The sequence below is a fragment of the Chitinophaga sp. 10T418 genome (genome assembly GCF_056394125.1).
Map to the genome: position 1 here is coordinate 75,687 of NZ_JBFTHG010000018.1, position 24,284 is coordinate 99,970.

Annotated in this window: 19 protein-coding genes; 15 read left to right on the forward strand and 4 right to left on the reverse strand. The window is 42.5% G+C overall.

The window, feature by feature from the left end:
- Positions 1–100 precede the first annotated feature (100 nt).
- Complete coding sequence (locus AC1DCV_RS33090) at positions 101–1,717, forward strand: Ig-like domain-containing protein (protein ID WP_477027179.1); 1,617 nt, start codon at positions 101–103, stop codon at positions 1,715–1,717.
- 118 nt (positions 1,718–1,835) lie between these two features.
- On the opposite strand, the gene AC1DCV_RS33095 is transcribed toward AC1DCV_RS33090, so the two are convergent.
- A complete protein-coding gene (locus AC1DCV_RS33095; RefSeq protein ID WP_477027180.1) occupies positions 1,836–1,988 on the reverse strand; it encodes a hypothetical protein in 153 nt (50 codons plus the stop codon).
- Between the two features lie 349 nt (positions 1,989–2,337).
- Here AC1DCV_RS33095 and AC1DCV_RS33100 point away from each other — a divergent pair, with 349 nt between their 5' ends.
- Positions 2,338–3,084, forward strand: coding sequence for a glycosyltransferase family A protein (locus AC1DCV_RS33100; RefSeq protein WP_477027181.1), 747 nt, complete (start codon positions 2,338–2,340; stop codon positions 3,082–3,084).
- A gap of 1 nt (position 3,085) precedes the next feature.
- Here the strand turns inward: AC1DCV_RS33100 and AC1DCV_RS33105 are convergent, their stop codons facing one another.
- Together AC1DCV_RS33105 and AC1DCV_RS33110 are read right to left on the reverse strand one after the other, a co-directional pair.
- The gene (locus AC1DCV_RS33105) at positions 3,086–4,429 is read right to left on the reverse strand and encodes an HlyD family secretion protein (protein WP_477027182.1); all 1,344 of its coding nucleotides are present in this window, start codon (positions 4,427–4,429) and stop codon (positions 3,086–3,088) included.
- A 33-nt stretch (positions 4,430–4,462) separates the two neighbouring features.
- Entirely contained in the window at positions 4,463–6,649 is a 2,187-nt protein-coding gene (locus tag AC1DCV_RS33110; protein WP_477027183.1) for a peptidase domain-containing ABC transporter, read from the reverse strand.
- Between the two features lie 337 nt (positions 6,650–6,986).
- On the opposite strand from AC1DCV_RS33110, the gene AC1DCV_RS33115 reads away from it, so the two are divergent.
- The 10 genes from AC1DCV_RS33115 (at position 6,987) to AC1DCV_RS33160 (ending at position 16,957) form a co-directional block, all read left to right on the forward strand.
- Positions 6,987–8,630: a vitamin K epoxide reductase family protein gene (locus AC1DCV_RS33115; RefSeq protein ID WP_477027184.1), complete on the forward strand. Its 1,644-nt coding sequence runs from the start codon at positions 6,987–6,989 to the stop codon at positions 8,628–8,630.
- A 78-nt stretch (positions 8,631–8,708) separates the two neighbouring features.
- Positions 8,709–8,948 (forward strand): hypothetical protein, encoded by a 240-nt coding sequence (locus AC1DCV_RS33120; RefSeq protein WP_477027185.1) that lies wholly within the window; start codon positions 8,709–8,711, stop codon positions 8,946–8,948.
- Between the two features lie 347 nt (positions 8,949–9,295).
- A complete protein-coding gene (locus AC1DCV_RS33125) occupies positions 9,296–10,732 on the forward strand; it encodes a TlpA family protein disulfide reductase (RefSeq protein ID WP_477027186.1) in 1,437 nt (478 codons plus the stop codon).
- The gene (locus tag AC1DCV_RS33130) at positions 10,729–12,108 is read left to right on the forward strand and encodes a glycosyltransferase family 25 protein (protein ID WP_477027187.1); all 1,380 of its coding nucleotides are present in this window, start codon (positions 10,729–10,731) and stop codon (positions 12,106–12,108) included. Before AC1DCV_RS33125 ends, AC1DCV_RS33130 begins: the two co-directional genes overlap by 4 nt.
- Entirely contained in the window at positions 12,065–12,805 is a 741-nt protein-coding gene (locus AC1DCV_RS33135) for an NTP transferase domain-containing protein (protein WP_477027188.1), read from the forward strand. The genes AC1DCV_RS33130 and AC1DCV_RS33135 overlap by 44 nt, the downstream gene beginning before the upstream one ends.
- A gap of 32 nt (positions 12,806–12,837) precedes the next feature.
- A complete protein-coding gene (locus AC1DCV_RS33140; RefSeq protein ID WP_477027189.1) occupies positions 12,838–13,095 on the forward strand; it encodes a CBU_0592 family membrane protein in 258 nt (85 codons plus the stop codon).
- A gap of 8 nt (positions 13,096–13,103) precedes the next feature.
- The gene (locus tag AC1DCV_RS33145) at positions 13,104–14,318 is read left to right on the forward strand and encodes a LicD family protein (RefSeq protein ID WP_477027190.1); all 1,215 of its coding nucleotides are present in this window, start codon (positions 13,104–13,106) and stop codon (positions 14,316–14,318) included.
- Positions 14,287–15,183 (forward strand): choline/ethanolamine kinase family protein, encoded by an 897-nt coding sequence (locus tag AC1DCV_RS33150; RefSeq protein ID WP_477027191.1) that lies wholly within the window; start codon positions 14,287–14,289, stop codon positions 15,181–15,183. The genes AC1DCV_RS33145 and AC1DCV_RS33150 overlap by 32 nt, the downstream gene beginning before the upstream one ends.
- 372 nt (positions 15,184–15,555) lie before the next feature.
- Positions 15,556–16,137 carry a Crp/Fnr family transcriptional regulator gene (locus tag AC1DCV_RS33155; RefSeq protein WP_477027192.1) on the forward strand — a complete coding sequence of 194 codons (582 nt, stop codon included), beginning with the start codon at positions 15,556–15,558 and terminating at the stop codon, positions 16,135–16,137.
- Between the two features lie 85 nt (positions 16,138–16,222).
- A complete protein-coding gene (locus tag AC1DCV_RS33160; protein ID WP_477027193.1) occupies positions 16,223–16,957 on the forward strand; it encodes a hypothetical protein in 735 nt (244 codons plus the stop codon).
- A 111-nt stretch (positions 16,958–17,068) separates the two neighbouring features.
- On the opposite strand, the gene AC1DCV_RS33165 is transcribed toward AC1DCV_RS33160, so the two are convergent.
- The gene (locus AC1DCV_RS33165) at positions 17,069–18,250 is read right to left on the reverse strand and encodes a metallophosphoesterase (protein WP_477027194.1); all 1,182 of its coding nucleotides are present in this window, start codon (positions 18,248–18,250) and stop codon (positions 17,069–17,071) included.
- Between the two features lie 276 nt (positions 18,251–18,526).
- Between AC1DCV_RS33165 and AC1DCV_RS33170 the strand changes: the two genes are divergently transcribed.
- The 3 genes from AC1DCV_RS33170 to AC1DCV_RS33180 all read left to right on the forward strand — a co-directional run bounded on the left by AC1DCV_RS33170 (position 18,527) and on the right by AC1DCV_RS33180 (position 24,273).
- Positions 18,527–21,013: a glutaminase domain-containing protein gene (locus AC1DCV_RS33170; RefSeq protein ID WP_477027195.1), complete on the forward strand. Its 2,487-nt coding sequence runs from the start codon at positions 18,527–18,529 to the stop codon at positions 21,011–21,013.
- Positions 21,014–21,096: 83 nt separating this feature from the next.
- Complete coding sequence (locus AC1DCV_RS33175) at positions 21,097–23,364, forward strand: GH92 family glycosyl hydrolase (protein ID WP_477027196.1); 2,268 nt, start codon at positions 21,097–21,099, stop codon at positions 23,362–23,364.
- A gap of 108 nt (positions 23,365–23,472) precedes the next feature.
- Positions 23,473–24,273, forward strand: a complete 801-nt coding sequence (locus tag AC1DCV_RS33180) for a response regulator (RefSeq protein ID WP_477027197.1) — start codon at positions 23,473–23,475, stop codon at positions 24,271–24,273.
- Positions 24,274–24,284: the final 11 nt, after the last annotated feature.

The window sequence follows — 24,284 nt, forward strand, 5'->3', positions numbered from 1 at the left end:
CCTGAAAAGCTATTCTGCATGCATACAAGGGATGATAGTCCCTGTTGTATTTTTTTTCATTTTTAACTCTCATCATTATTGAACCTTTAAATTTACATTTATGAAAACAAGATGGTGTTTCTTTAAAACAGCATACCTGCCGATATTGCTATTGTTATTCTTTCTTGTATCTCCGCCTGAGAGTTCTGCGCAAAAGACTTATGCCAATAGCCAGACAAACCAGGTAAACGGGATCTGTTTGTTATGCGGAGTCACCAACCCCAATAATCCTGTGGATAGCAGTAATTTTGATGATTACTCTACTTTTGTTATTAATGTCGGGTTGTTGGGAGTGAGTGTGGAGCAGACCCTGATTTTTCCGGCAGCCAGTAATGGAGGCTGTGATTCGCTGATTATCGGGATTGGCAGCAGCAACACGGTGTTATCTGCCAATCTGTTTGGTGGTGTTACCGTAGAAACGTATAATGGGGCTATCGCCAATAACGATGCAAAGACTGTATCATCCGGTTTATTGCGACTGGTGAATTGTAATACCCGTGCGGAAGTACTGCTTCGTCCCACTGCACAATTTGACCGGGTAAAGATTAAGTTGAGTAGTTCACTCCTTGGATTACTTACTTCTTTCCGTTTATATTATGCCTATAAAAAGAACAGCATTGCCAACCCGGTTTATTCTCCGAGGGAAGGAGTCGTATGTGGAGCATCCCCCATGATTATACAAAATCATCAACAAGGTATCGACTATCATGTCAGGATTATTTATAGCGGACTTTCCACCATATTCTTGGATACTTCTTATGTTGTGCAAAATAATGATACGGTGCTTTTACCTCCTTATAATAGGTTTGCGAGTGCACAGGGAGATATCTATATACAGGCAGTAAATCCAGTTACAGGCTGCAGATCTGATTCTGTGCATCATGCCTATTGGGCGGGCAGTGCTTCTGCTTTGCCCAATGTAGATGCGGATAGTGTACATATCTGTGTGGGAGATAGCGTTATGTTACATGCTACGCAGGTGCTGTTTAATCCACTTTATTCTAATGTGTGGTATGATGCAGCAATAGGTGGAACTCTTTTGCATACCGGGGACTTTTTCAAAGTAAGTCCCGCTACCACCACTACCTATTTTGTTACAGGCAAGGCCTACTGTGAGTATCCGTCCCGGCGGCCGGTAAAAGTACAGGTAACACCGAAGACGCCGCCAGTACTCGAAAGCAATCCTTTATGGGTAGTATTGAATACAACAGATACACTTAGGGCTATAGCTCCTGCAGGTGCTACTTTCCGCTGGTATAATGCGCCTGTTGGCGGCTCGCTGGTGTTTACGGGTAGTAAGCTTGCGGTGCATCCTGTAACAACAGATACCCTGCATTATTACGTAGCGTCTGTGGTAAATGGTTGTGTTAGCAGCCGTACACATGCAATAGTAGTGGTTACACTTGCCTATGCCTTATCAGGCAACGTAGAAAATACGGTGGGTCAGTTAGAATTATATCCTAATCCCACTAACGGACAGATATGGTTTAAAGACAACAAAGCATTTAAAAATAGTATCGTTGTGGTTAATGGCATGGATGGAGTACCTGTTTATCAAACCACATTGAAAACAAATAATGTGCAGTTGCCAGCTTCGCTACCAGCAGGTGTTTATGTAATACAGGTGCGTACTAAACTAGGGAAGGTGTTTTCAGGGAAAGTGCTGGTAAGTAAGTAATGAAAATAATTCTGCCAGGTTAGGAATGCATTTAAGAGGGGGATATGTCAACTAAAATCCGCTACAGTAGCGGATTTTAGTTGATATACTGTTAAAGCATTCGAACTTTTTGTTGTAATCAACATAAATCAAATGAAGTCCCGCAGGAACCGTTGATTTGAGTCCAATGACAACGTTTCTTACCTTGAATCTCCAACTTCACAGCATCAGGTTTTGTTAGTGCAAGGATTTTGATTTTCTTCAGGCTTAATTTTTTTTGTTCTTTTTTCATAGTGATTAGTTTAGCGTTTGATGATAATACAGGTTTACGCGAATAAGGTTAGCATGTAGTGAAATGCAAGGCGCATTTTTTTGATATTATTAAGATACAGAAAAATCGAATAGTATTTACTATGCCGGGGAATAATTTCAATATCAGCAGCTGCTGAGAAAAGGTGATAAGATTTTAATGTCTGCGTTTGGTGCTGGTTTTACCTGGGGCAAATTATTTGATATGGGCTTACGATGGAGTATAGGCGCCGGAAGTCATAAATTGCATCTTATTCCATATCTTGACTGACGATCGTTTCACTTTCGGGGAATAAATTTTATCTTCGGGTATCATCATTTTTTTAACCCTTATGTCAGTACAACATCACTTTTATATTCTGGTGCCTTTTTATAATGCTAAAGCTTATTTATTTCAGTGCTACGAGTCCATAATCCGGCAGAAGTATAAGAATTTCACTATTGTTTTTCTGGATGACCATTCGTCGGACAATAGTCTTGATGTTATACCCGATACGCATAAGAATGTGATCAGGATAAGGCAGGAAGAAAGAAGTTACCCGTTAAAGAATACTTTCTGCGGTCTGATGCAACTGTCCCCCGGACCGGAAGATATTATTGCCACTGTGGATGGAGACGACTTCCTGATGCATGAAGACGTGCTCCCGATGCTGAACATTATTTACAATGAAACTGGTTGCCTGGTAAGCTATGGGCAATACTGCTATGCTGTAACCGGTGAATGTGGACATTGTTACGCTTATACCCGGGAGGAATATGCTCAGTTGCGGCAACGCAACTGGCGGGCCTCGCACCTGAGAACCTTTAAGTATAAATTATACCAGGAGTTCCTGAAGCAGGATCCTGAAGTGCAGGCGTACAAAGATGCTGCCGGACAGTTTTATACCATGAGTGCTGATGTGGCGATCATGCATCCCCTGCTTGAAATTGCGGGATATGATCGTGTGCACTTTAACAACAAGGTGGTGTACGGATACAGAAGCCATCCATTGAATGAATGGGTAATTAATAAAGGGCTGCAATATCAGGTGGCAGATGCGATAAAAACAAAACCCCCCTTCAGGTTTACCGAGCTATAGCTCATTTTGTCCCCACAGACGCCGTTTTATTGATATTATACCAGAGTCTTTGCAGCAGTCGCATGTTTTTAGTAATAACGACTGCCCGTGCCTTTAGACCACTTCTATATGGAATTACTTTATTGCTGTTGGTGATAAGTCCTTTGTCAAGCCTTACTTTGGCCAGAAAACCGCTATCTGAAGCTACGTTGGACACATAACTTAATGTACCATCCACAACACCTAATTCCTGGTAAGGGTAGGCATCGAATCGTAGCTGCACTTTTAAGCCGGTGTCTATTTTCCCGAAATTATTTTGCGGGAGGTAGGATTCCATATAGAAGTGGCTGTCCTCCGGGTTGATGTAGCCGATAAGCTTTCCTTGTTGAAGGAATTGATTTTCCTGCAGGGGAACGGCGAAAAAAACTTTTCCATCGACTGGTGATTCCAGAATGTATTTTTTCTTCCATTCATCGATGGTGCTTTTTAAGGATTGTAGTGCTTGTTGAAAGATCTGTTGTTGCTGACCAATGTCATGTTGCAACTGGTCTATTTCTTTTTGTTTATCCCGTTTTTGATTTTCATTGGTCAACAGGGAAGACTCCATCTGTGGGATGGCCAATTGTTTGTTGACGTATTTGCTTTTTTCCATCCTGAATTCATCCTTCGATAAGACTTTTTCATCTGATAGAATTTTATTCATGTTAAATGTCTCTTCGGAGAGTTTCAGATCCTGCTCGGTCAATGCTTTCTGATGCTGGATGATTTTATTTGCAGTTTCCAGTGATTGTATGTCATTTTGCAGCATTTGCATTTTTCTTGTATAAAATCCATTTACCATGTAGTCATTGAACTGCTGCAGGGAAGTTATGAATCCCTGGTATGCTTGCTGAGCTTCGCCCAGGTTGCTGTAGGGGCAGTTGAAAAGCGCTGATACTTTTTGGGACTCGCCGGCAGTGAACAATTTAATGCTGCTGTCGAGTTGTGCAGAGAGCTTCAGTACTTCTTCGTGGTTGGCAGTACTTTCTATCCAACCGATTATTTCATTTTTATTTACTTTGCCGTTATTGTTGATGAACAGTTTAACGAGTCGCCCCTCCTGTCGCGGGATAATCTCTTTGGGGGCATTGTCGGCGGTAAGTATTGCGTTTGTTTCTATAATGTCGGGGTAGTTAATAAACCATGCGGTTATAAGCATCATCAGCAGTATACCGAGGAAAATTAGCAGCGTCCATTTTTCTACGAACCCGGGTTTTCGCGAAATGATTTCATGTACCAGTTCAGAGCGCTGCATAATATTGGTGTGCATGTTTTTTTCTTGTGGCGTTACCTTAGCGCCATTAATAGCTATGATTTTTTCATCCATGATGAACTATTAAGTTATGGGTTATAAATGATCTCAGTTGCCTAACTCCAGTTGATTTTTTACCAGTTCATAGTAATGGCCCCTGGCGGCGATCAATGTAGCATGTGAGCCTTCCTCTGCTATTTTCCCCTTATGTAGTACTACAATTTTATCTGCGTCTTTTACGGTACTCAGACGGTGTGCAACTACAACTACCGTTCTTCCTTTAAAGAAAAGGCCAAGGTTTTCAACAATCGTTTTTTCGTTATTGGCATCCAGTGAGTTAGTGGCTTCGTCGAAGAAAAGGTAGTGGGGGTCTTTGTATACGGATCGGGCGATCAGCAATCGTTGTCTTTGTCCCTGGCTTACACCAATACCTTCGGCACCCATCATGGTATTGAATCCGTTGGGCAATGTTTCTATAAAAGAAAGAATGTTGGCTATCCGGCAGCTGTGGAGCAGTTTATCGTGATCTATGTATTCATCCCCCACAGCTATATTACGGGCAATGGTATCGTTGAAGATATAGCCGCTTTGTAATACCGCTCCACATTGTCTCCGCCAAAAGGAAGGGCCGATATGCCTGAAGTTACTTTCTCCCAGTTTTATTTCTCCCTGGTATTGTTCATATACTTTCAGCAGTAATTTGAGGAAGGTAGTTTTGCCACTGCCGCTTACACCAACGATTGCAGTAACTTTTCCTTCCGGTATTATAAGGTCGATGTTTTCCAGTACAGGGTCATTGCCCGCACCCGGATAGGTAAAAGAGAGCTGCTTGATATGGATACTCTTGTTATCGGGTAAATGACTGGTCTGTATGCTGTCTGTTGGTTCTTCATCTTCCATTTGGTGTATTTCATTCAGTCGTTCCATGCTTATTTTGGCATCCTGGAAGCTTTGTGATAGCCCGATAAATTGTTGTACCGGGCCGCTCAGCTGACCAATGATATACTGGATGGCCAGCATGGCACCGAAAGTAAGTTGCCCCTGTACTACCATTTGAGCTACCATAAAACTGATAACAATATCTTTTCCCTGGTTAATGAGCAAGGCACCTGCAGATTGCCACTGGCCGTAATTGAGGCTTCTGAAATTGAGTTTAAAAAGTTTGGCCTGTATATCTTCCCATTCCCAACGTTTTAATTTTTCCGCATTATTCAGTCTTATCTCCTGCATACCTTGTACCAGTTGTAATGTGGCGTTGTTTTCTTTGGCGGCGATATGGAAAGATTCATAATTGATCTTCCTGCGTACATAAAGGAACAGGCGAATCCAGCCAAGATAAAGTAGGTTGCCGATTGTGAATACGATGAACAATGGTACACTGTACATCATAAGAATGATCGCATATATAAAGAAATTAAAAACGGAGAATATGGTAGATATAGCCTCTCCCGTGAGAAAAGCTTGCACCTGCCTGTTATCGTTAATACGTTGCATGGTATCGCCTGTATGGTGACTGTCGAAATAGGCGAGGGGTAAGCGTGTTAGCTTAATCCAGAAGTCAGAAAGGATGGAGATATTGATATTGTTGGAGATTCTCAGCTGCGATCGTGTACGGATGAAGCCAACAATTATATTGCTGAAAGTGAGCATCAGCTGGGCGATGAGCACAATCGTGATAAACTGCATGTTACGGGTATTGATACCTGTATCCACCATGCTTTGAGTAAGAAAAGGGATGGCTAGTTGCAGGAGCATGCCTATTAACAAAGCAACGAACACCTGAGAGAGTTGCCATTTGCTTTGATACAGATATTGTGTGATATTACCCCAGGTCAGTTTATGTTCTTTTTCTCCTGTGTTTTCATAAAAGGTGGAAGCAGGCTCCAGAAGTAATGCTGTGCCTACGTCACCGATATCTTCCACTTTGTTGGAAAGCCAGTATTGCAGGAATTCTTTTTTCTTATACAAGATGATGCCGCCGGCTGGATCGGCTATTTTTGCCGTTCTTTTATTGATGTCGGTAAGTACTACAAAGTGCTTCTGATTCCAATGAAGAATGGCCGGGAGTGGAGCTGTCTCCAATTTTTCATAACTGATTTGTACTCCTCTCGTACGGAAGCCGATATTCTCTGCAGTTTCGCTGATACCAAGGAGTGAAACCCCGGCTTTGCTGAAACCTGCTTTTTGTCTGATGGTATCGGGGTTATAGTGTTTCCCATAATATTTTGCAATCATTCGCAAACATGTTGGCCCACAATCCATCTGATTTAACTGTTTGTAATAGGGAAATGACATGTCGATTTTTTGTTACAGGCTTTTGTAAGTTGAAAATAAAAAGGATTCAATTGGACGTTGTATTAAAATAAATCGCTGACAGATCAACAAGATAATTTTCCAGCGTCATTAGTTCACTGTGCCGAAAATATAATCAGGAAAACAAACTTTTCAAGTTCTTGTCATACCTGCTGCGGTACTTTACAGCAAGATCGAATATAGTAACAAAGTATCTTCTTATAAAAAATTTTGTTCCTGAAAATATTTAATTTTTAAAATTGGTTTTTAAACAATAAATTTATTTCGCAACTGAAATTGCATTTTGTTACGATTGATTTGTTTATACCTGAAGTGATCTATGTTACCCTTATTAAGCAGACTGTTTGAACCACTGAACAATGGAGCTGAAGTAACCAGGCTGTTACTGGATATCCTGCATGTCAGGATATCAAATGTTACGTTAATAAAAGAAATAACAGCGCATCCTGATTATCCTGGTCTTGTTAGTATCAGTGATATGTTGACCAGATATGGTGTATCGAACATAGCTGCCAACTTTCCACCAGATAAGTTCATTCAATTGCCAACTCCTTTTATCACGCAACTGAAAGGCGGACAACAGGGTGTTGACTATCTTACTGTTGTTACGCAGATAACTGACAGCACCTGCCACTTTTTTGATCCCGAAAGGCATAAGTGGAGTACCTCTTCCCTGGAAGTGTTTATGAAAAAATGCACGGGACTTGTACTGCTCACAGAAGCTGAAGATGGTGCAGGCGAACAAAAGTATGAACAGAAGATCCGTGAAGAAAGAATAGAATGGATACGCAGGTATCTGTTGGTCATGGGACTTCCGGTGATGGTATTATTATCCGGTATTATGGCTTTTGTGCAAAATGGTATCGGTGCGTTGCTGCCATTTTTTTTAGTAGTAGCAACATTGTCAGGATTTATTACTACATGCCTGCTGATATGGTATGAACTGGATCAGTATAATCCGTTGATGCAACAGTTTTGCAGTGCCGGAAAAAAAATAAACTGTAGTGCCGTTCTTCAGTCAGATGCCGCCAAAGTGGCTGGTGTGAGCTGGAGTGCAATCGGGCTTACTTATTTTTCCGGAGAATTGTTATTCTTGTTGTTTTCCGGCTTCATTTATCCCGGAGCATTATTTATTCTTTCCTGGCTGAATGCGCTGGCATTGCCCTATGTGGTTTATTCTCTTTACTATCAATGGAAAATAGTGAAGCAGTGGTGTGTGCTGTGTTTGTGTGTACAAGGAATATTACTGCTGCAGGCAACGTTTTTAGCCTGCGGGGGATGGTATTCTCTGTCATCCTGGAATACTGTAACGCCTGCCTTGTTGGTGACTTTGGTAATTGCATTTGTTTTTCCGCTTATGATGGTAGCGCTTTTAATGCCGCTACTACAGAAGTCGAAAGGGAGCGAAAAAAACAAAGTGGAATTACAACGGTTAAAGCATAATCCGCAGATATTTGATGCCTTGTTGCTCAGACAGAAAGCTGTTCTGGAAAGCACTGACGGGCTCGGTATCATATTAGGTAATCCACATGCTACCCATAAAATTATTAAAGTATGTAACCCGTATTGTGKTCCATGTGCAAAAGCACATACCCCAATGGAAGAGCTGCTGCATAATAACCCTGATTTGCAGATACAAGTAATATTTACTGCGATGAACAATGAAAAAGATAAAAGAATGCCACCAGTTAAACATTTGTTAGCCATAGCTGAAGCAGGTGATGAAGCCATCATCAGGCAGGCACTTGATGATTGGTATCTGTCGCCTAGCAAAGACTACGATGTTTTTGCGTCCAAATATTCTGTAAACGGATTGTTGGAAAAGCAAGGTGCTAAAATAGAAGCCATGCATCAATGGTGTGAAAAAACACAGATCAGTTTCACTCCAACATTTTTTGTGAACGGATATCAACTGCCGGAGATCTATCATGTAGGAGACCTTAAATACTTCCTTTCCGTTTGATACCCAGGTAATAACAGAAAGTACCTTCTTTGCCCAAAATGGGTAAAGCACTGTTTTATTCATCCAAAAAAAAGGAAAATGAAAAAATTACAGCTTAAGGCGCTCGAATTAGGCGCTACAGAAGTGCTTACAAGAGCACAATTGAAAAATGTACTGGGCGGCGACGGCACCTGTGCAGTGCTAAATGCTGATGGCGGCACAAACCATGGTTACAGTGCTGCAGAGGCGCAGGCGTATGCTACTGCCAACCACACTCACTGGTGCTGTGATTCATGTGGCAGCGCAAGCTGGTATTGTGCTGACGGTGAATATTGTTAATTTGAAAAACTGCTCCTGGAAAAGGAGCAGTTTTTGATTGTAATGCCGTACTACCTTATCGTTCAAAAATACATTTTGTTGCAATGATACAATTGGAAACTGTTATGGTAACTATGAGGCTTGTTCAGTGGGGATTCCATGTAACGAGGTGAGTTATGAAAACAACGGCGTTGATATGGGAATGCACAGAATGAACTGTGCCAGGTATTAGCATGGATACTAATCTTGCATACAGCTACGTTATCTGATGAATACTGGTCTTAAAAATTACTTCCGGGGATGAACGGTTTCCGGATAGTCAGTAATTGCTGAAATATTCATTATATATGTTCTGGAAAATTTTAATTATGAGATTGTTTTTGTATTTGCTCTGTTTGGGTAGTATGATTCTGACAACTTCTTTTGTAGGTTTTCCTGCAAGAAGTGGAGCGCCAATTGGTGATCGAGATAAAGCCAGCATTACCTTTAGATTGAATAAGGGAAGCCGGTTATTTATCTCATATCCACAAAATATTGTGCAGTTTAAAGAGGTGTTATTGGAAGATATATTTCAGGACTCCACTTTTACAATAACAGTTAATACAAGTGAGCCTTTCGTCATCTTCAATTTAAATAAGAGCCGTACACCCTATCTTTTTTTTCCGGGGCATAATTATACGACCGAAATCAGGAAAGGGGAAGCAGTTATCACTTTTCAATGTGCCGACAGTCTGAAAGCATATGAATGTAATGCATTAAGGGGAGTAGAGGATGCAACGATGAAATTTGATCTGTCATCGAATGAAGGTGCAACGAAATATTTATATCAAAGTAAGCAATACGGCAGGCCATTGGATTCTTTTCTTCTTGCTTTAAAGAATAAGCGGCTCGAAAAGATAGAAGATTATAAGAAGGCAAACAAACTATCAGTGGAAGGATATAAATTCCTATACGCATATGTCAATTACGATTTTATAGGCAAAAGGTTGATGCCTTTTTACTATCCGAACTTTGACTCTAAAAATATGCCCGCCTGGTATGCAGATACAATGCATCAATATCAACGTGCTTTCGATGATTCATCTATGTTACGCTTATATTCCTTTCAGGGCGCGTTAATATATAATAACCGTTTTTTAGGTACTGATCCGAAAAAGGGAACATCATCACTGGCTCGTCAGTTTGCGGCTGCAAGAAACTTTACAGGTTCATCACGGGTAAATAATTTTTTAATATACCAGATTCTGAATAACCATAAGAATAAAGAAGATAATGAATACCCGATGTATGTTGATTCCTTTAAACTGCTTTGCACGGATACACTTTACAAAAAGATTATCCAGAAAAACTTCGGATTCCTGGCAAAGGAAAGAACATTATCGGCTGCTGGACAGCAATTATTTACGCTACAGGGTAAATCGGTTGATTTTGATTCGTTGATCAGCAGACAGAAGAAGCTTGTTTATATTGACTGCTGGGCCAATTGGTGTGCACCCTGCAAAAAAGAAATGCCCTTTTCAGTAAAATTGCAGAAGGAGTTTGCCGGAAAAAATATCTCCTTCCTGTTCCTTTCACTGGACGGTAGCGCTACGCAATGGGAAACAGCCGCCGGGGACTATAATTTTATGAATAATGGGAACAGCTTTCTCGTGACAGGTAACTTTCAGTCTCCATTCGTGAAAAAACACCGGATCAGAACTATTCCCCGCTATATACTCATGAGTAATGATGGGAAAATAATTGACGACGATGCCCCGCGCCCCGGTGAGCCCAAATTGAGAKAACTGATAAATAGCAACTTATGAGCGGTCTTCATCGGGTGCCAACTTATATCATTAACCTGAAAAAACGATTGGAACGCAAAGTGCATATCCTGGAGCAGTTTTCAGGACGAGATGAATTTGATATAAATATTGTGGAAGCGATCGAACATCCCATAGGCGCAAAGGGATTATGGCAAACTTTGCGTTATATCCTGCTCAACCTGGTAGATGAACAGGAGGAGTTTATTCTGGTTTGTGAAGATGATCACCAGTTCACTGATGACTATGCTGCTTCATTCCTTTTTTCTTGTATTGAGCGGGCAAAAGAGAAGGATGGAGATATTTTGACGGGTGGGGTCAGCGGATTTATTAATGCGTTGGAGGTATCAGAAAATTTGTGGTGGATAGAACGGTTTTCGGGACTGCAGTTTACGATCATTTTCAGGAAAATATTCAATACTATATTAGAGGCGGATTTTGGCGATAAAGATGCTGCTGATTATAAATTATCTGATCTTACCGAATGTAAGTTTTTAACCTTCCCCTTTATTTCTACGCAGAGAGATTTCGGATATTCAGATGCTACAGGTACTCAGCACCGAAAGATGGATGTTACCGCAATGTTCGATAGTAGTATTCAGCATATAAGGACACTCAAAAACGTAGCAGCCTTTTATAAGAAGTTGCCACAGCATGGCAATGATGCCATGGACATAACGGAACTTAATAGTATTACTATTCCTACTTATGTTATTAATCTACCGGAAAGAACAGACCGCCGGGCACATATAGAAAAACAGTTTGCCGGAAGAAAGGAATTTGATCTGATGATTGTTGAGGCATGCAAACATGAGAGAGGTGCCCTGGGCTTATGGCACAGTATCCGGAAGATTGTACAGATGGCGATAGATAATGATGATGATATCATTATTATCTGTGAAGATGATCATGAGTTCACACCTCATTATTTCAAGGAGTATCTGTTGAAGAATATCATTAGTGCTTATAGGGATAATGCTACCATTCTCCTGGGAGGCATAGGCAATTTTATACATGCAATACCCGTCACAAAGGAAAGGATCTGGATAAATTCATTTTGGTCTACCCAGTTTGTTGTTTTATACAGGGAGATATTTCATCGTATCCTGGATGAGCCTTTTGATAAGTATGTTACCGCTGATGATCTATTGTCGGCGATCACTAGTAATAAAATGGTTCTGCATCCTTTTATATCTTTTCAGCAGGACTTTGGTTATTCTGATATCACTCCAAAAGATACGAGTCAGACCCCGCTGATGTTTGATGCATGTTCCGAACGTATTGCATCGATCAAAAATATTCTTAATAAATATAGTGTAAACCCTGGTTCTTCATATGAATGCAATCATACTGGCAGCAGGACTGGGAAGTCGGCTTAATCCAATCACTGCACACCTTCCTAAGCCATTGGTTCGGGTAAACGGAATGCCTATTATCGAGCGGCAGATCTGCTTTCTTAAAGAAGCAGGTATAGAAGATATCCATATTGTGGTAGGCCATCTGCACGAACTGTTTGCCTACCTTGTGGACAAGTACCAGGTGCAGCTGATATACAATGATCAATATGCTGCCTGCAACAACTTCTATTCAATGTTTCTTGCACGGCAATATTTCGGGAACAGTTATGTGCTTGAAGGGGACGTTTACCTTTCCCGGAATTTCCTCCTGCCGGCAATGGTGGATTCTGCTTACTTCTGCGGGTTTAAACAGAAAATAGCCAACGAATGGCTGATAGAGGGGACGAAAAGCCAGTTGCAGAATATTATTATCACTTCGGAGAGCCATTTGCAGAACCCTCAGTATAAGAATGGCGCGGATATCTTTGCTGGCATATCCTATTGGAACAGCCAGGATGCCGCTATCATTTGTGAGGCTCTTTCAGCGCATGTAGAAACGTGGCAGTCTAATCCCTCCGGCCCTGCGAAAAATTATTTCTGGGACCAGGTTGTTGTGAATAACCTCTCACGCCTAACTATATCATTGGTAAGACTGAATAGCAACGATTGGTTTGAAATAGACAAATATAATGAGCTGGAAGAGCTGGCAGCATATCATGCTTCACTGGAAAATGGCTGACCTTTTATTACACTGTTTTAAAGCCCATTCATATGAATCCGGTGATTCCTGTAATTATTGGCTGGACAGGCGGAATCCTGTACATAGTGGCCTACCTGTTACTTTGTATGAATAAACTGAAAGCGGATACGTTCACTTATCATCTCCTGAACATCCTCGGAGCATTGGGGTTGATTTTTAATGCCTTTGCGCTGAAAGACGCTCCCAATGTAATTGTTAACCTGATATGGATGAGCATAGCCATGTATGCTATCTATGGCCTGAAGAAAAAACAAATAGCCCGAAAATAAGCGAGACTATGCTGATTTATAGAATATCCCATCATATTGCCACAGATACATTGTCCCCGGATGATATAAACATAGTACATCTACATTTATCGGATGCTCCAGGCCGTTTGCCAGCAGATGAAAACTTTATGCGCTCGAATTTCGGATTTCCGTTATCGGTATATGAACAGCGTATTTTTGCAGCCCACTATTTCGCCTGGGAACAATTTAAACAGTCACCGGATGACTATTGCCTTGTGATAGAGGACAGTATCAGCCTAAATGACCCTGTTGCAGAAAATTTAAGGGCTCTTGAAACATTATTTACTGCTTATCCTGACTGGGACATTTTTTTTCCGTATGATCATAATATAACCGAACAGCCTGAACTTTACGAAATGGGTTACAGGCTTGGTTATCGGTGGGGTACAGAGGCGTATTTTATCCACAGGAGGGGCATCGATAAACTGTTGGGTATTCCCTCCATCAAACAGGCGCTGGATGAAGAATTGCTGGCATTAATGATGAACGATAGTCTCAATTTATATTATGAGAAGACAGATTTGATCAGGTACCTGGAAAATCATCTGCATAAGAAAAGCAGAAAACAAGAAATCTGGAAGGCACTTTTTAGTATAGCGGCCTGGTCATCGCATGATAAGGAATTGGCAGGCAGGTTACTGACCCATTTAAGTCATATAGCTGCAATAGCTAATGTAACATTGGTGCTGAGCGAAGGCTCTCTCCTGGGACATGTCAGACATGGGGGCATCATGCCCTGGGATGATGATATTGACCTGGCGTTGAACGAAGCTCAGTATGGCCAGCTGGAGGCCGCACTGTCGCAACAAACTGATCTGGCGTTTGGTATCTGCTATTGGGGCAGAGCTAAGATACCTTATTGTAAAGTTTGGCTACCTGAAGGAAGTGAAATTCCCGGCTATGAGCATAAATTTCCGTTTGTTGATATATGGTTTTATGAAGAAACTGTTGAGGAAATAATATTCAGACACGGAGTAGTGTATCCCAGGAATATTTACATGCCATTCCGGGAAATTATTTTTGAAGGGGCTGGTTTCATGGAACCCGCTGATTCCCTGTCCACCCTGGATATCACTTATCCCAACTGGCGAAACAAAATAGAGGTCTACTCCTGGTCTCATAGAGTGGAAAATTCCTGTTTCTTTCCCATAAAAGCAGGGATCTTAACAGATGCCTTTGGGAGATTTGTGGACCTCATCTGAAATAGTCATGGATAGAGCATTATTGTCTGCCATCCTGGATGAGGAAGTGCTGCTGATTGAAAAGATACATGGCGGAATGACCAATGTCAATTATAAATTGACGACAACCAGAAATAGTTATATTTATAGGGTACCAGGTAATGCGTCCAATCTGCTTGTCAGCCGCCAGGAAGAAATGTCCGTGCTGGTGAAGATCAATGATATTGATATAGATGTGAGGACTGTTTATTTCGATGTTTTGACTGGTATGAAAATCACCGAATACGTGAATAACCAATTCACAACAGTAAGCGACAGCCTGATGAAAATTGGAACATACTGTTCTCTGTTAAACAGGCTACATAGTTCCGGGTTGTTTTTTGAACATTCCTTTTCAATGTTTCAGAAACTGGAGTTTTATGAATCTCTGATGGAGGAAGAACATATATTGCCGCCACTGGATTATACTGGCTTCAGAAAGCAATTGGTTATGCTGGATGTTTATCTCAATAGGATTCATGAGATAAGGCTTTCCCCCTGCCACAACGATCCCGTTTGTGAGAATATATTGCAGGATGAAGTGGGGCGGTCGTACCTGATTGATTGGGAATACGCCGGTATGAATGACCCATTCTGGGATCTTGCCGCGGTATGTCAGGAAAATGATTTTGATGAGCAGACGGAGGTTTTTTTCCTGACGTATTATTTTAAACGGGCCCCCACAATCACCGAACGAAAAGTGATCCTGATCTATAAAATATATCAGGATGCTTTGTGGAGCATCTGGGCATTTATCAAATCTCATTTTGGGGATGATTATATGGCTTATGGCATTAACAGATACAAGAGGGCTCGGCGCATGGCTGCTTTGATTCAGATGGAATGATTTATTTCAAGGAAAGTAGCGTTTATTTTATGTAATGAGAAAGATAGCATTCGTTAATATAAGCAAAGAGGTTATCAAAATTGGTCGCCTCACAATGCTGCTGAGCTGATATCTTATGTATCTTTTCCCATCTACAAGCTGCAAATATTTATGTTCACAACAACAACTATGGATCATTCTTATTTCTGAAATTGCCGCATGGCTTACTGTTGGATATCAGGCAATAAAAGCAGTGATTGCAAGCCTGGTGAAGGGTTTGCAATCGGAACGGTATCATTTTCCTGAAATGAGTACTTTTAATAAATGAAAGATCAATCATAATTTTTTCTTTATTAAATTCATCAGGAGAAAATTTTCTCCTAATTCATTATCATGAATAAAGATATTTTAGTTCGGTTCATTCAACAGGTATTGCCCATGGATCCTGTTAAGGTGGAGCAGATTGCAGAGAGATTTAATCCGATGGAAGTCGGGAGGAATGAATATATTTTGAAGGCCGGAAAGGTTTGTAATGCATATTATTTCATCGAAAAGGGCATCATGCGGTCCTATACTTATAACCTGGAAGGCGACGAGGCTACCACCGCGTTCTATTCGGAGAATTCCTTTGCAAGTGATCTGTTGTCATTCTTCAATAGAACCCCTTCAAAAGAATATATCCAGGCAATAGTCGATTGTGAAACCTGGTATATTACTTATGACGACATGCAGGAAATTTTTCACGCGCTGCCCGAGTTTCGGGAATTTGGCCGGCTGAAGCTTGTCAACAGCTACAGTATCCTGAAAGAGAGAATGCTGTCTATGTTACAGGAAACAGCAGAACAACGTTATATTAGGCTGATCAATTCGAGCCCGGAAATTTTTCAGCAGGTACCTTTAAAATATATCGCTTCTTATCTGGGGATTACTGATACTTCGTTGAGCAGAATAAGAAAGGAGTTCGCGAAAAAATAGCTACTTGCCGATTTCTTGCCATTTGCCAAGTGTAAACAGAATTATATGGTTTTCCTTTGTTTTCTAAACAAAGACACTATTTCAAATGGAAAATCATATATCAGGAATGCCCCTTTGGGCCATCGTACTATTTATCGGGAGTTTTCTTTTTTTTATCGCTTTCATCACCGGGCGGGTAAGGCAAGCAGCGCTGGACGCCGGTATGACGCCGCGCAAAGCAGTAAATATCCAGATGGGTATTCTTAGTTTTTATGTTGCCTTTCTTGTCTACGTTTCTTTTTTTTCTTTGAAAGGTGCATTTGAAGTCAATTCCCTTCCTCCTAAAGTAACGGTATGGGCTGGGTTGCCGTTAGCTATCTTCTTGTTTGGTTTTATCGGGAATACCAGTCTATTTAAGACTTTACTCTATTCAATTAAACTGGAATCACTGATCTCCTTGCACATATTTCGGGTTCTTGGCGTATTTTTTATCATTCTTCAGAGCTATCACCTGCTTCCTGCAACATTTGCTTTTTTTGCCGGCTTCGGAGATATTATTACTGCAATTTTAGCATTGCCTGTGGCAAGGATGGTTGCAAAGCGTAGTCCAGGGTGGAAGTTGGCTGTTTATGCCTGGAACATTTTTGGTATCCTGGACATTGTGGATTTGCTGACGATTGCCGTGATGATCGGTGCCAACGGGAATCTCAGGGAAATGACTGTATTCCCGTTTTCATGGTTTCCCGCATTTGCTCCTGCCACCATTTTATTTTTGCATACCGCGGTTTTCAGAAAATTATACCAGTTGAAGACGTCCGTAAATCATTTAGTGGTGGGCTGAGATCATTTCCCGGTTTGATTGCCGCCAACAACTTCCAATCACCACTTAAAGGCGACTCAAATGAATGTTGTGCCTGAACACCACAACAAAGCTGGGATGCTTTGTTGTGGATCATGATTTACGTTTTAAGGTAATCACTGCTACTTCCGGCCACATACCGATTCGTCCTTTTAGTCCGAGGAAGCCAAAGCCACGGTTGACATACAAAAAGCGCCCGTTGTCCTGGTAAAGCCCCAGCCATTGCTTGTATACGTATTTGATGGGGCTCCACTTAAAGCCAAATAATTCGATGCCGAACTGCATGCCATGTGTATGACCTGATAATGTGAGATGAATGTGCTGATGATGCTCAAGGGTTACGCCTTCCCAGTGCGAGGGATCATGTGACATCAGGATTTTAAAAGCATCATCGGGCACGCCGGCGGTGGCCTTCTTTAAGTCACCGTATTGATGGAAGCCACCCTTACCCCAGTTTTCCACGCCTAAGAGGGTAATGGACTGACCGTCCTTTTGAAGGGTGATCGCCTCATCCAGCAGCAGGCGAAAACCGATTTCAGCATGTACTTGTTTTAACCGGGCCAGGTTGGTACGTTTGGCTTCGGGCGTCTCCCAGTGAATGTAATCGCCATAATCATGGTTCCCCAACACCGAGAATTTACCCATCGGCGCTTTCAGTGCTGCAAAAGCAGGTATCCATCTGGCCATTTCTGATGCCTGGTTGTTAACCAGGTCACCGGTGAACAGAATGACATCGCTGTGCTGGGCATTGACCAGGTCCAGCCCTTTCTGTACGCCGCCGGCGTTGGTAAAGCTGCCGGAATGGACGTCTGTTATCTGTGTTATAGTAAAACCATCAAAAGCTTCGGGGAGATCCGGGAAAGAGATTGTTTCACGCCTTACGCGATAAAAATGCCGCCCGCGCGTAATACCGAACAGCACAACAAGTAGCAGCACAGCGGCTGTGGCTAAAGTCAGTTCACTTACCCATAGTGCCCTCGGGGGGAACCCACGAAAGAGCCGGGTAATATCCTCCACCAGTAAAACCGGGAGCGAAAATAAGCGGGGAACAAAAGCCAGCAGCATCAGTCCCATGAGCCAGGTAATCAACGTTTGCTGGGAGCGAGAACCACGTCGCGCAAAAATCACGGCTACTATGCCACTCATTAACAGCAGATCGATGAGCCAATAGCTCCACAACAATGCACCGGAATTTACAAGAGTTTGTATAGCCTGATAAAAATAAAGATCAGTACCCAGCCAGAGCAGGATGATCAGCGGAAGTCTTTTTGCCATTTATAAAGTAGATATGTCAAACATGTATTTTGTTATTCTAGAAGACGTTTGTACACGGAAGATATTTTAAAAGAAGGAGAAAAAACATCTCTTTCCGCTGTAAATAGTCATTCCTGGCTAGCCATTGAGTAACTACCAGCAGCGAAATTGAGTCAATTTGATCTGATATTGAGACATTTTGACTATCTACCTTACCCCGTTTATTAGAAATTTGCCCCACTTAGTAAAATGGAATCTAACAATAGCAGCAATTTAAAAAGGAACAAAAAATTAATTATGACAATGTTGTTTAGTCGGTATTGCAGGATGACGGTTATTCTTGTAGGTATTTTCTTCCAGTCTGTGATCTCTCCCGCACAGCAGCAAAAGGCTCCCAGCTATCCTCTTATAACGCATACTCCCTATTTCAGTATATGGAGTAGTTCTGACAAGCTGAATGGGTCTGTTACCAGACACTGGACAGGAGCGGAGCATTCCCTGATAGGAGTTATTAAAGTGGATGATGCTTATTATCGTTTTCTTGGAAAGGAAGCTGAAGAGTATCTGACGGTGCTACCCGCAGCAGATGAGCAGTCATATGAGATGGCTTATACTTTGAGTGATCCCGGCCAGGGCTGGTATGAAGCCGGGTTTAATGACGGAGCATGGAAAACGGGGAAGGCGCCTTTTTCGGACGATAAGGGAAAGGCAAAAACCTTCTGGAATACGGATGATATCTGGGCGAGAAGGACATTTACCCTGGGTGACAAAGTGAGCTTTGATAACCTGTTCCTGAAAATTAACCACGATGATAATATCGACATCTATCTGAATGGTCAACATATCTATCAAAAACAAGGTTGGGTAAATAATTATACTTTCCTGGATCTGCAACAGCAACTGAAAGGTAACCTGAGAGCCGGTAAAAATGTATTGGCTTTTCACGTACGCAATAGTGCCGGTGGCCGTTTTTTGGATGCCGGCATCGTGAGACGGACGGAAAATGCAGATGGTAACATAATCCGGGAGGCGGTACAGCAGGAGGTAGATATCAAGGCGATGGAAACCACCTATCACTTCTCCTGCGGGAAAGCAGATCTTGTATTAACCTTTACATCTCCTTTGCTGATAAAAGACCTGGCGCTGCTTTCCACACCTATATCCTATGTGAGCTACCAGGTAAAGGCTAACGATGGAAATAAACATGACATCGCTGTATTTTTAACGGCGGCCTCCAATATTGCCACCAATCTGCCGGGAGAGCAGGTGACTGCAAAGGCCGGCGCATCCGGCGATGTGAAGTTGTTGCAGGTAGGAACAGTTGCGCAACCTGTATTGAAAAAAGCGGGTGATGATCTGCGTATCGACTGGGGCTATTTTTACGTAGGCGCCCCGAAAGACTATTCCAGGCAGTATATTTCCGTTGGTGAAAAAAGCGGTATACACCAGTTTTTACACGATCAATATAAAGGACCTGCCAGCATAACAGGAAAACATTTAAATCTGAATACCGTGATTTCATTTGGCCAGGTAGGCAATGACGCTGTGACAAAGTTCATGATGCTTGGATATGATGAAGTATTTGCTATCCGGTATTTCAATGAAGACCTGCGCCCCTGGTGGAATAACAACGGCAACCGTCGTTTTGATGCTTTAATGAACGCGGCGGCCGGTGGTTATGATGCCGTTATGGAAAAGGTGAAACATTTTCAGGATACCATCTACACAGATGCACTGAATACGGGTGGAGCAGCGTATGCCGAATTGTGTGAGCTGGCTTACCGGCAGAGCATTGCGGCACATGCGTTAGTGGAAAGCCCGCAGAAAGAGCTGTTGTTTTTATCCAAAGAAAATTTCAGTAACGGCTGCATTGCTACCGTGGACCTGACCTATCCTTCGGCCCCATTGTTCATTGCTTACAACCCTGAGCTGGAAAAAGGTATGATGAATGGTATCTTTCATTACAGTGAAAGCGGCAAATGGACCAAACCTTTTGCTGCCCACGACCTGGGTACTTACCCGATTGCAAACGGACAGGTATATGGCGAAGATATGCCGGTGGAAGAAGCCGGGAATATGCTGATACTGACAGCAGCCATTGCCAAAGCGGAAGGTAATGCCAGTTATGCCAGGAAACATTGGTCTACGCTTACCACGTGGATAAAGTACCTCGACAAAGAAGGGTTTGACCCGGCCAACCAGCTTTGCACCGATGATTTTGCCGGTCACCTGGCCAGGAATGTAAACCTTTCTGCAAAGGCCATCATGGCATTGAGGAGTTACGCCTTTCTTGCAGATATGTTGGGATATAAAGCAGATGCGCAGTATTACCTGGGCCGCTGCCAATCTATGGCGCAAAACTGGATGAAACTGGCGGATGCCGGAGATCACTACAGTTTGTCATTTGAAAATAAAAATACCTGGAGCCAGAAATATAACCTGGTGTGGGATAAAGTACTGGCATTTAACCTTTTCCCGGAAAGTGTATTTGATAAGGAAATAAGCTATTACCTGTCTAAGCAAGAGGCGTATGGATTGCCCCTCGATTCACGTAAGACGTATACCAAGTCCGACTGGATTATATGGACGGCCGTATTGGCAAGCGATAAAGCTGAATTTGAAAAATTCATTCTGCCACTTCAGAAGTACACTTTAGAAACTACCAGCAGGGTACCACTGAGCGACTGGCATGAAACCACCAATGGAGAACAGAGAGGGTTTCAGGCAAGAAGCGTGGTGGGAGGATATTTCATGAAAGTATTAGAGGATAAGCTGCGTAAATAACGGTGGCTGTAAAAAACGGTTCACCTGTTTTATATTTGTTTTTAGGTAGGTGCCTGAATTTATTAACCTATACATCTGGTTGTATGCAGAAATTATTGACCGTTATGATTATCCAGCTGGCAGCTGCTGCAAATGCATGCTGTCAGCAAACAGCACTTGCAGATTATGTAAATACCCTTCAGGGCACCAATTCCAGGCATGAGTTGACAAGAGGCAATACCTACCCAACCACTGCGCTTCCTTTCGGAATGCACACCTGGACGCCGCAGACAGGCAACAACGGAGATGGTTGGAAATACCAGTATCACAAAAAAAGTATCAGAGGCTTTCAACAGGCGCACCAGTGTAGCTCCTGGTCAAATGATTATGCTGTTTTTTCGCTGATGCCCGTTATGGATAGTCTGGCAGTGAAGGAAGACCAAAGGGCTACCGGTTTTGACCATGAACATGAAACGGGCCGGCCCTACTATTATAAAGTAACACTTAGCAACAGAATTACTACTGAAATGGCGCCTACGGAAAGAGGAGCGCATATGAGATTTTCTTTTCCAGGGCAACACAAGGCATATCTTATTTTAGATGGCTATACTGGTTTAAGCGGCGTGAAAATATACCCGGAAGAAAAAATGATTACCGGCTTTGTGAATAATGGGAGAGGATTTCAGCAAGGATGGAAGAGCTTTTTTGTACTGGTATTTGATACGCCGTTTACGGCGTATGGTACCTGGGAAAATGTATCTGGTTCCATTCAGGCCGGGAAAACCGTAGCAGAAGGAAAAGGAGTGGGAGTGTACCTGCAGTTCAAAGAGGGGGCCATTGTACAGGCTAAAACGGCTTCCTCCTATATCAGCGAACAACAGGCCCAACTTAACTTACGACAGGAGTTAGGCGGGCATAAAACACTGGAACAAACAAAGGCGGCTGCAAAGAAGACCTGGAACGAACATCTGTCACGGATACAGGTGGAGGGCGGACAAGAGGCGGATAAAGCCACCTTTTACTCCTGCTTTTTCCGGGCCAGTCTGTTTTCAAGAAAGTTTTACGAACTGGATAAAAATGGAAATCCCTATTATTTCAGTCCATACGATGGTAAGGTGCATGAAGGTTATATGTTTACCGATACCGGCTTCTGGGACACTTTCCGGGCACAGTTTCCATTGAATGCATTATTGTATCCGCAAATGCACGGGCGATACATGCAGGCCCTGCTGGATGCCTATAAGCAGTGTGGGTGGCTGCCATCCTGGTCTTTTCCGAATGAACAGGGCAGTATGATCGGCAATCATGCCATCACACTCCTCGCTGACGCATGGGCCAAAGGGATACGTACGTTTGACCCATCAACTGCGCTGGATGCCTACTATCATGAATCCAATAATAAAGGCCCCTGGGGGCCGGCAAACGGACGGGATGGTTATGCCGAGTATAACCGTTCAGGTTATGTACCCTATCCAAAATACCGCGAAGCAACTGCAAAAACGCTGGAATATGCCTACGATGATTTTTGCGCCTATACGCTTGCGGTAGCAACAAAGCAGGAAAAATACCGGGAGGGATTTGAGAAGAAGATGTGGAACTACCGGAATGTTTTTGACAGCACTACGGGTTTTATGCGCGGCAAAGATGAAAACGGTAACTGGGGAAAGAATTTTGATCCGATTGAATGGGGCGGACCCTTTACGGAAGGTAATGCCTGGCATTACCTGTGGTCTGTATTCCATGATATAAACAGTCTCAAAAAAATGCTGGGCGGTGATGCCACTTTCTGCGCAAAACTGGACTCCGTATTTACACAGCCCAACAATGTAAAAGTAGGTACCTACGGATCTATGATACATGAAATGACGGAAATGGTGATGGCTGATATGGGGCAATACGCACATGGAAACCAACCGATCCAGCATATGGTATACCTGTATAACTATGGAGGGCAACCCTGGAAGTCGCAATTGCATGCAAGGGAAGTAATGAGACGATTATATAATGCTTCTGAGAACGGCTATCCGGGCGATGAAGACCAGGGGCAAACCTCCTCCTGGTATGTATTAAGTGCCCTGGGCTTTTACAGCGTATGCCCGGGAACAAATGAATATGTATTTGGCAGTCCTTTGTTTAAGAAGATCACCATTACCCAGGAGAACGGGAAGAAGTTTGTTATTGAAGCAAACGGTAATTCAGATAAGAATGTCTATACCCACCATGCTTTGTTGAATGGTAAGGCCTATTCCAAAACGTTTATCACCTATCAGGATATTACAGCAGGAGGAACGCTCTCCTTTGATATGAAAAATACCGCCGACCTGCAAAGAAAATTGCGGCCGGAAGATTTACCCTATTCCGTTTCAAAATAATGGCTCATGGATTTCCGGAAATATGTTTTATCTTTTGAAATGATATCCTTATAGCCGTACTTGTCAGCCCAAACCTATATACCGTCTCTAAATAATAAAGAGCATACCATGAAGGGGATCAGCCAAATTCTGAAAACGACTAAGCCAGGGATCCTGATTGTTGACGATAGCGAAGATATCCTGGATTATTTGTCGCACGATATGAAAGACAATTATATGGTCCATACCGCCAGAAATGGCGATGAGGCGCTTCCGGTTTTGCAGCAGGAATATATCCAGCTGGTGGTGTCGGATGTAGTGATGCCCCTGGTAGACGGCTTTGAACTATGCGAAAGGATCAAGCTCACCCTGGAACTGAGTCATATCCCCATCATTTTATTGACAGCTAAAAATACCCTGCAGGCCAGGATACAAGGCCTGAAAGCAGGCGCTGATGCCTATATAGAAAAGCCTTTTTCTCTGGAGCATTTGTATGCACAGATAGAAAACCTGCTGGCAAGCAGGGTGAAACTGAAAGAAAGTTATGCCAGGTCGCCGCTGGTACACATCAACAGCATTGCCCACTCCAAAATGGATGAAGCCTTCCTGGAACAAATCGTAAGCACCATTCTGGGGCACCTGTATGAAACACAGCTGGATGTGGAACGGCTTTGTGTACTCATGAATATGAGTAAACCTACACTCTATCGCAAAATAAAATCCATATCCGATCTATCTCCTCATGATATCATTAATCTCACCCGACTAAAGAAAGCAGCGGATCTGATCAATTCCGGTAACCATCGGGTGAATGAGCTGGCGGAGGAAGCCGGCTATAATTCACCGGGTCAGTTCAGAAGGAATTTCTATAAGTATTTTAACATGTCTCCGTCTGAATATATTGATAAGGTAACGATGCGCATGGATTAATAAATCCCTCT